Genomic DNA, 9042 nt, shown 5'->3' with positions numbered 1-9042 from the left:
TAGCGCCCATATATTGAGTTACCTCAGTAGACGTATTCTCTATGTTTACTTATTTTAACATAGTTTTGTTTTTTCTCGCCGACTTACTTAATGTGGACAATGTTGCTAATCATCGACTCACAAGCGGTGAAAAACACCTGTAATGCTGGAGTTGAATCCAAAGGGTTTTGCTTTTACAAAGCTACCAATGGCATCAAGCGTCATTTGGCAGTGGATAGCCTGCGGTTCCCGTTCTTCATTCATTGCAGTCCTTGCAAATGTGTCCGATGACCAGGGATTGATTGAGATGGTACCAGCCAACATTAATTATTTCAATGATAGACATGAGGACTTGCCCAAACTAACGCTTTTGCTCGACCACGGGTATCATCCCACCGTGCTAAGTGTGGCGTTAGAGCAGATTTATCCTCAAATCATGACTAAAATTCAGTTTGAAGTGGCTCCGAAGCCGACGCAAGCCCAAAAGCAGCAGCAAGGGCAGATGGGATTTGTCGTCATTCTGACTCGTTGGGTCATTGAGCGGTCAAATGCGTGGGTAGAACGGTGTAAGAGGTTAGTCAAGAATTTCGAGGGGACGCTGGAGAATGCGACGGCTAAGCTCAATGTATGTTTCATTGGGCTCATGCTCAAACGCTTACCAAAGCAACGGTTGGCAATAGCAAATGAATAGAGCCCAAATAGGTTCTATAGACGTTCGCCAGCCTCACAGCGATCGCACTTTTTGATGTACCTAGTCTAAACTCGAATCTCAACGAATCGTACCTAAAATCCAAGTATGAGTAAAGCCGTTTACTCAAAAAAAAATAGGCTAGCCATATTTCACAGCGCCTATCTCAATCCAAATTTTAATAGCTCCCCGCAACGCCGTCTTACCTCAGCTTTTGACCTGGTATTTTACCAGGTGGGTACCGTTGGCTCGGACTTAAAGTTTCTGGGTACAAGCCCAGTTTACTGCTGTCCAAACATCTTGATTCCCGAGAGTTAAGAGTTATAGATCAAAAAAACATTATTGGCAGTCACCAACGTCGCAGCAGAACCTTTATTTAATATATACCAACTAACCAGATTTTGGCAAGCTTCGAGCAATTTAACTTGCATACCATATAGATTCAACGCTTTGAGCGATCGCCTGTGCTTGCGATCGCCCCTGCTCCACCTTGTCCGCGTCGAGCACAACTGTAACGTGACCTAGTTTGCGACCGGGACGCGATACTTTCTTACCATACCAATGTACAAAAGCACCACTGATTTGTGCCAGTTGTTTTCGTTTTGCTAAATAATCAGACTCAGCCGACTCGTAGCCGAGCAAATTTACCATAACAGCCCCTGCACATTTCAGATCCGAATTACCTAAAGGCAGTTGACAAACTGCGCGCAAATGCTGGTCAAACTGTGAAGTTTGGCAGGCATCGATGGTAAAATGTCCCGAGTTGTGAGTGCGGGGTGCAATTTCATTGACTAACAGCTTATTGTCACTGGTTAAAAATAATTCAATGCCGAATACGCCGACAGCTTGCAAACTGTTGAGGAGAGTGCGGGCGATCGCACAAGCTTCAGTTTTCACATCTAAACTAATATCAGCGGGCGCAATCACTAGATGACAAACCTGATTTTGCTGCTGAGTTTCCACTATCGGATAAATCGCAATTTCGCCATTTGCCGATCGAGCCGCAATCACTGCCAATTCGCGATCGAACGGCACAAACTCTTCCACTAGCAAAGAGTGACCTTGGAGTTTAGCACGAATTGACTCCAAACTCCCCGGATCGTTAACAATAAAAGTACCTTGGCCGTCATAACCGTGGCGGCGAACTTTGACGACAAAGGGAAAGTTGATCGATCCAGCATCCGAGTCAGCTTCAATCTGCACGCTGTCGGAAACAGAAATTGCCGGAAAGTCGATCGCCACGGCCTTAAACAATTCTGGGGGCAAATCCGCGCTGCCATCCCATTCCCAAAACTTCGGAGTTGGCAAACCCAAACCTTGTAAATAACAGCGCTGAACGTACTTATCCAACAAAGGAGAAAGCGACGACAAACTCGGCTGAAATAACACACCTTGCTGTTCTAGCGGCCGCAAACCATCCAAATCCACAAACTCATTTTCAAAAGTAATAACATCGCAGCCAGCCGCCAATTGAGCCGTAGCCAAAACATCATCAACAGCAGCCAAAACAACACCAGCAGCAACAGAAACTGCCGGGTCAGTAGCGTGGGGAGTTTGTACTACCAATTCAATACCTAGCGCCCTAGCAGCATCCCCCATCATCGAAGCTAGCTGGCCGCCGCCGACAACGCCCACCCGCTTAAATTGGGCAGACGAACTCGCAGCGGTTTGATTTGATTTCATGTGAGTAAAATTTCGCAGAGTCAACCTGCCTATCTTATCGCTATTTGGCCCTGGCTCTATTACAGTAATTGAAGAGTTAAAAGCCAGAAAAGAGTTTTAATTGCAGGATTAAATCGAGGCAGAACCCATAAAAATTGGGCAGCTAAAGTCTTTAATTATTGCACGCTCCCAGCCATTGAGAAACAGCGGTCGAAGCCCGCTCCTCCAGAAAAGTGCCACATCTAGCAATTCCCTAGCGCCAAGCATGGCATAATTGACAGCACTGCAAAAAGCAGATAGACAGATGCCAACACTGAAAATCAGACATTCAGGGAACAAAATTTATAGGTGAGGATACTGTGAAAGTTTTAGTTGTGGGAAACGGAGGTCGCGAACACGCGATCGCAAAAAAACTGCTAGAATCCACGCGGATTAAACAAGTATTCTGCGTACCGGGCAACGGTGGCACAGCTACCACCCAAGGCTGTCAAAATCTGTCGCTCAACATCGACGACTTTCAAGGCATCGAACGCTTTGTGATGGTCAACAACATCGGATTAGTCATCGTCGGCCCCGAATTGCCCCTATCGCTAGGCATCGCCGACTATTTCCAACAGAAAAAACTCATGATTTTCGGGCCCACCAAAGCCGGTGCCCAAATTGAATCCAGCAAATCCTGGGCCAAAGAATTGATGCTCCAAGCAGGCATCCCCACACCCAAAGCTGCCGTATTTACAGACGCAGAAGCAGCCAAAGCATACGTTCTGGAACAAGGAACCCCAATAGTCATCAAAGCAGACGGACTCGCATCAGGCAAAGGAGTCACCGTTGCCACCACCGTCAAAATGGCTCACAGCGCCATCAACACCATTTTCCGAGGCGAATTCGGCACCGACAACCTCCGAGTCGTCGTCGAAGAATTCTTAACAGGTCAAGAAGTCTCGATTCTCGCCCTCACCGACGGCATCACAGTGGAACCGTTGCTGCCGGCCCAAGACCACAAAGCTATCGGCGAAGGCGACCAGGGAGCCAACACCGGCGGTATGGGAGCCTACGCCCCAGCGCCCATTGTCACCCCGGAACTCATGGAAAGGATTCAAGAAGAAATTCTCGAACCCACCCTCGCAGCACTGCAAAAACGCAAAATCGACTACCGGGGTGTACTCTACGCAGGTTTAATGATTACCCCCGACGGAGAACCCAAAGTCTTAGAATTCAACTGCCGTTTCGGAGATCCCGAAACTCAAGCGGTGTTGTCGCTGCTGGAAACTCCTTTGGAAGATTTGGTGCTGGCCTGCTGTCAGCAGCGTCTCGGTGAATATTCTATTCGCTGGAAGTCGGGGGCCTCTGTTTGCGTAGTTTTGGCTTCTGGGGGCTATCCTGGAAGTTATCAAAAAGGCCACGTTATTACAGGTATCGAGGAAGCTGAAGCCAAAGGAGCAGAAGTTTTTCACGCCGGCACCCAGTTAAAGCAGCAGCAGTTAGTGACCGACGGCGGCCGGGTTTTAGGTGTCACTGCGACGGGAGAAACTTTGGAACAAGCTATTTCCAAGGCTTATACAGCAGTTGATTGCATCCAATTTGAAGGCGTCTACTGCCGCCGGGACATCGGCCGCCGAGCCCTGGGTGATAAAAATTAGGAATTGCGACATCGGCCGCCATCCGAAAGCCAAGCAATCTCAATGTAGAAATGTAACAATGAAGTTTGGTATCTATGCGGTGGCGGTAGCGGACAAGTCGCAGCAAAAAATTTGATCGGGAGCCCACTGAATTGATCTTGCTTTTAATATTGAACGGGTGAAGTGGTGAAATGCTGGCCATACTAAACAAAATCGGAGAAATTATTGCCCGCTGGTGGTCGGATTTTACCCTCCAGACCCGCCTGATGGCCGCTGCTACCCTCGTAGTGTCGTTAATTATGAGCGGTCTGACATTCTGGGCGGTGAATACTATCCAGCAAGACGCCCGACTTAACGATACTCGCTACGGCCGCGACCTCGGCCTGCTATTGGCGGCAAATGTGGCGCCGCTGATTGCCAAAAACGATCGCTCCGAAGTCGCCCGCTTTTCCCGCCAATTTTACAGCAGCACTTCTAGCGTCCGCTATATGCTTTACGCCGACGAAGCGGGGGATATTTTCCTGGGAATACCCTTTTCAGAATCCGAGGTGGAAACTTCCCTGACGCTGCGCCGCCAGATCAAACTTCCGGATAATTTTATCACCGATATTGAGGCGAGAAATTTAACTTCTTTGCCTTTGGTCCGGCAGCATTTGACGCCAGATGGTGAAGTTACCGATGTATTTGTGCCGTTAATTCATGAAGACAAATATTTGGGAGTTTTGGCGATCGGGATTAACCCCAATCCTGCAGCAGTTATCTCTTCAAATCTGACTAGGGATGTCACTTTAGCAGTATTTGTAACAATTTGGGTGATGGTAATTTTGGGGGCTGTATTTAATGCCCTGACAATTACTCAGCCGATCAAACAATTAGTTTTTGGGGTTAAAAACATTGCCAGCGGTAATTTTAGGCAACGAGTTGACCTGCCTTTAGGGGGAGAATTGGGCGAGTTGATAGGTAGTTTTAATGAAATGGCACAGAAACTCGAAAGCTATGAAGAACAAAATATTGAAGAGCTGACAGCGGAAAAAGCTAAGTTAGAAACTTTGGTTTCAACGATTGCTGATGGCGCGCTTTTATTAGACGCAAATTTGCAAGTGATTTTAGTTAATCCGACGGGGATGCGGATTTTTGGATGGGAAGGCAAAAATGCGCTCGGAGTAAATGTTCTGAACATTTTGCCTTCGGAAGTGCAGCAGGAGTTGGCTAGACCGTTGCAGGAAATAGCTGCAGGCGATCGCGACGGCGGCGAATTTCGCATCTCTATGAGCGAACCAGTTAACCGTACAATTCGGATTGTTTTAACTACAGTCATTCTCCACAAAGCGCCTGGTGCCGAACCGCTGTGCAGAAGCTGCATCCGCCATGAGGAAGATACCTGTACCGAGCCACAACGCCCGGTAGCTGTAGAGTGTACTTTCTACGAGCAAACTTCCAAGCATCAAGGTTCCGGAAATTACCGAGAAAGTCTCAAAGGCATTGCAATGACGGTGCAGGACATTACTCGGGAAGTAGAACTCAATGAGGCTAAAAGCAATTTTATCAGCAATGTTTCTCACGAATTGAGAACACCTTTATTTAATATCAAATCTTTTATCGAGACTCTCCACGAGTACGGAGAAGACCTTCTAGAAAGCGAGCGCAGGGAATTCCTAGAAATTGCCAACCGAGAAACTGATCGACTAACTCGTTTAGTTAACGACGTGTTAGACTTGTCGCGACTGGAATCCTGCCGAGTTTATCACTTGGAGGCTGTTGACCTCCCGCAAGCTGTCGAACAAACCCTGCGGACTTATCAGTTAAATGCTAAGGATAAAGGCATTGAATTAGAGCAAGAAGTTGACCCGTATTTGCCGCCTGCTTTAGGCCATTACGATTTGTTACTGCAAGTATTTGCAAATCTAGTAGGAAATGCCTTAAAATTTACTCAGTCCGGCGGCAAGGTGGCAATTCGAGCGTATTTGCTAGAACCGGAGGCGTCCACCCACAAAGACGGTCAATCCGTCAACCAAAACTTGTCACCGGATACCAAACATTTTCCGGTAGTGCGGATCGAAATTTCTGATACTGGAATTGGCATAGATCCCGAAGACCAACAAGCAATCTTCGATCGCTTTTTCCGGGTAGAAAACAGAGTACACACTTTAGAAGGAACTGGATTAGGTCTTTCTATTGTCAGAAACATTATTGACAAGCACCACACTAAAATTAATTTAGTGAGCGAAGTTAATGTCGGTACGACTTTCTGGTTCGACTTGGCAGTTTATCAGCCGAAACAAACAGTAGAGATGGAAAATTCTTGGCCAGTGGAAGCAACGGTGGAGAGTGAAACAATTGCGAGTCATGTTGGATCGATTCCGGTTGCACCGGAATAATTGTTGACTGTTGAATGTTGACTGTGGATAGTGATATTGTTTCCGGTTGATTAGGAATCAAGAAGAAAGCGAATTAGTTAGATTGGGATTTTGAAACCGCAGATATCAGCCGATGAACACAGATGAACGCCGATGGGATTTTATCGGCGTTTATCTGTGGTTAAACCTACATTCCTATTGTTGTTCGGTAGATGATGGGTGGTAATTAGATTAAGACTTAAGAAAGAGTCTTTCTAGCACGTTCCGATCGCTCTTCTGCGGTATCCATAACATCCGCCATTTTATCCACCATTTCCCCTGGGTAATTTTCTAGTACCCGAGTAGAAAGTGAAATTCGGCCACGACTTTCATCGAGGTCAACTACGATCGCTTTTAGGGGTTGACCGGGAGCAAACACCTTTCCAAGGTTATCAATATATTTTTGGCTGACTTGCTTGATGTGCAGCAAACCGCTAACTCCTTCCAAGTCGACAAACACGCCAAAAGGCTTGATGCTGCTGACTTTTCCTTCTACCAACTGACCAATTTGCAAATCCTTGAAAGCATTCGATTGAGTGGCCATCCGCTGGGAAAGTACGAGTTTTTCTCGTTCGCGATCGACCTCCAAAAAATTAACGCTCAAAGATTGACCGATCAGCGATTCTAGGTTATCGCGATCAACTAAGTGCGATCGGGGAATAAAACCGCGCATTCCCTGAACATCTACTGTCACGCCGCCCTTATTTGCCCCAGAAACCCGCACTTGAAGAACTTTTCCGGTTTCCTGCAATTCAATTAAATCTTCCCAAGCTTGCTGAAGTTGTAACTGCCGCAGAGACAAAGTAACTTGGCCATCTGCATCTTGTTCGCGGATAATCAAAAAGTCCCGTTCCTCGTCCAGCGGAACCACTTCCGACAAATCCGTTACTGTTCTCAAAGCAGCCTCTTCGATCGGCAAAAAAGCCGAAGACTTGCCGCCGATATCAACATACGCGCCGTTTGAGTCGTACTCGAACACTTTGCCGCGCACTACTTGTCCCTTCTGGAACTCGTAATTGTGCTGTTCGAGGGCTTTAGCAAAATCATCCATTGAAAAGGATGCTTTTGCGCTTTGAGAACCTGTAGATTTGGAATTCATGTCAGTTTAGTTGTCAGTTGTCAGTAATTTAGTTGGCAGTCGTCAGTAGAAAAAATTTTCCCACTCTCCCCATCTCCCTATCTCCCACTCTCTAAGCTGGTTGAAGTTGCTGATGAAATAGCTGCTTCACCTGCACCCACGAGTCGGCTGCTGCCGTAGCGTCGTAACTGCCGCGGTGGTCGCAGAAGAAGCCGTGATCGGCATTGTAGCGGAAAATTTGGTGAGAAATACTGTGTTTTTGCAATTCTGCGGCGATTTGGTCAACTTGTTCTAAGGGAATGCTGGGGTCTTGAGTGCCAAAAAAGGCGTAGAGAGTGCCTTTAATGTCTGCTGTGCGGGCGATCGTGGGGGTTCCGCCGCCGGGGGTTAGAGTGGCGATACCGGCGCCGTAGAACGACGCTGTAGCCTTGATTTTGGGCAAAGTAGCGCCGAGGTAGGCGACGTGTCCTCCAAAGCAGAAACCGATGCAGCCAAAACCTTCTTGTTTGACAGAGGGTAGAGTCTTGAGGTAATCGATGGTGGCTTGGATATCGCTGAGAAGTTCGGAAGCTGTGGTTTTTTCTTTGTATTCTCTGCCAATTTGGATGGCTTCGGGTGTGTAGCCAGTTTCAAAGCCGGGGGCTTGACGCTGGTAAATGGCTGGGGCGATCGCCACATATCCTTCTTTTGCTATTCTTTCAGTAACTTCGCGGATGTGCGAGTTGACGCCAAAGATTTCTTGAATTACGATAACTGCGGGAAATTGCCCTGGGGAGACTGGCTGGGCTAGGTATGCAGCTATTTGCAAATCCCCGTTAGGAACTGTGATGTTTTTGGTGCTAATTTCTGCTTTTGTCATAGGGAGTTTTAAGGTAAATGCCACTCTACTGATTTTAAGTTGATTTGGGAAATTTTTAGGCAATTCGGCAATTATATTTTTCGGAACCGCGACGCGTAAATAGCGCAAATATGGCAGGTAAAAATTCGCTATTTATTGAAGGTTTAGGTTGAGCTGAATAATTCGGGGGGGCTTATTTCTAGCAAGTAAGGGAGATAAAATTTCGGTAAAATATAAGTTTTGATCAGTAGTTTGCTCAAACACATATTTTGATAAGCCTAGGGTTGAAAACATTTTATCTTGCTTGTTCTTGAGATTTTTTAGAGATAGCCTTTATCATAAAGATGAGGTAAAATAACAGCACTGACTAAACTAATTCCCAATATTTTTGCTCTGTAACTTCATTAAATGCAAGGTCGATCGCTTTTTCTAACTATTGATATAACGGAGAATATTTTCAATTTGTGACCATAAATTTTCAATTGGGGAAAATTCCGGCGAATATGGCCATAACTATAGTAATTTACCCCTTTTTTTTGATGAGTTTTTCTACTCCTTGTCCGCTATGAATAGTACAATCATTCATCGCTACACAAGCTCTTTTCCCTAATTTTTGTACGAGTTCTCAGATGATAAAAGCCTCAAATGTAATTGCATCTGTTGTACCTATTAAATTGAGTAATTTTATGGCTTAATTGACTGATATATAGCCTTTATCAGAAAGATGAGGTACAATAACAGCAGTGTGTAAACCAGTTAAAAATATTTGACGATGTAACTTG

6 protein-coding genes and 1 other RNA gene are annotated in these 9042 nt (G+C 46.0%); 3 read left to right on the top strand and 4 right to left on the bottom strand.

The genetic code is table 11. The annotated features are described in order from the left end of the window. Positions 1-187: 187 nt before the first annotated feature. Positions 188-670 (top strand): IS5/IS1182 family transposase, encoded by a 483-nt coding sequence (locus tag QUA38_RS25040; RefSeq protein ID WP_333166712.1) that lies wholly within the window; start codon positions 188-190, stop codon positions 668-670. 180 nt (positions 671-850) lie between these two features. Here the strand turns inward: QUA38_RS25040 and ssrS are convergent. Both ssrS and QUA38_RS25030 read right to left on the bottom strand, forming a co-directional pair. Further along, positions 851-1037, bottom strand: a non-coding RNA gene (gene ssrS, locus QUA38_RS25035) — 6S RNA. A 50-nt stretch (positions 1038-1087) separates the two neighbouring features. After that, the gene (locus QUA38_RS25030) at positions 1088-2350 is read right to left on the bottom strand and encodes a 5-(carboxyamino)imidazole ribonucleotide synthase (protein ID WP_333166710.1); all 1263 of its coding nucleotides are present in this window, start codon (positions 2348-2350) and stop codon (positions 1088-1090) included. A 338-nt stretch (positions 2351-2688) separates the two neighbouring features. On the opposite strand from QUA38_RS25030, the gene purD reads away from it, so the two are divergent. Then, positions 2689-3969: a phosphoribosylamine--glycine ligase gene (purD, locus tag QUA38_RS25025; RefSeq protein WP_333166707.1), complete on the top strand. Its 1281-nt coding sequence runs from the start codon at positions 2689-2691 to the stop codon at positions 3967-3969. Positions 3970-4139: 170 nt separating this feature from the next. After that, positions 4140-6326, top strand: a complete 2187-nt coding sequence (locus tag QUA38_RS25020) for an ATP-binding protein (RefSeq protein ID WP_333166705.1) — start codon at positions 4140-4142, stop codon at positions 6324-6326. A gap of 217 nt (positions 6327-6543) precedes the next feature. On the opposite strand, the gene QUA38_RS25015 is transcribed toward QUA38_RS25020, so the two are convergent. After that, entirely contained in the window at positions 6544-7443 is a 900-nt protein-coding gene (locus QUA38_RS25015) for a S1 RNA-binding domain-containing protein (protein ID WP_333166702.1), read from the bottom strand. A gap of 91 nt (positions 7444-7534) precedes the next feature. Continuing rightward, complete coding sequence (locus tag QUA38_RS25010) at positions 7535-8281, bottom strand: dienelactone hydrolase family protein (RefSeq protein ID WP_333166700.1); 747 nt, start codon at positions 8279-8281, stop codon at positions 7535-7537. Between the last annotated feature and the right edge of the window lie 761 nt (positions 8282-9042).

The sequence above is a fragment of the Microcoleus sp. Pol12B4 genome (assembly GCF_036701385.1).
Lineage (GTDB): Bacteria > Cyanobacteriota > Cyanobacteriia > Cyanobacteriales > Microcoleaceae > Microcoleus.
Note: the sequence above shows the minus strand (reverse complement) of the source record. Positions and strands in the feature narration are given on the sequence as shown.

Excerpts from the sequence above, each read along its gene's own strand:
- QUA38_RS25040 (WP_333166712.1), top strand. The coding sequence starts at position 188 with ATGGCATCAAGCGTCATTTGGCAGTGGATAGCCTGCGGTTCCCGTTCT.
- QUA38_RS25030 (WP_333166710.1), bottom strand. The coding sequence starts at position 2,350 with ATGAAATCAAATCAAACCGCTGCGAGTTCGTCTGCCCAATTTAAGCGG.
- QUA38_RS25020 (WP_333166705.1), top strand. The coding sequence starts at position 4,140 with ATGCTGGCCATACTAAACAAAATCGGAGAAATTATTGCCCGCTGGTGG.
- QUA38_RS25015 (WP_333166702.1), bottom strand. The coding sequence starts at position 7,443 with ATGAATTCCAAATCTACAGGTTCTCAAAGCGCAAAAGCATCCTTTTCA.
- QUA38_RS25010 (WP_333166700.1), bottom strand. The coding sequence starts at position 8,281 with ATGACAAAAGCAGAAATTAGCACCAAAAACATCACAGTTCCTAACGGG.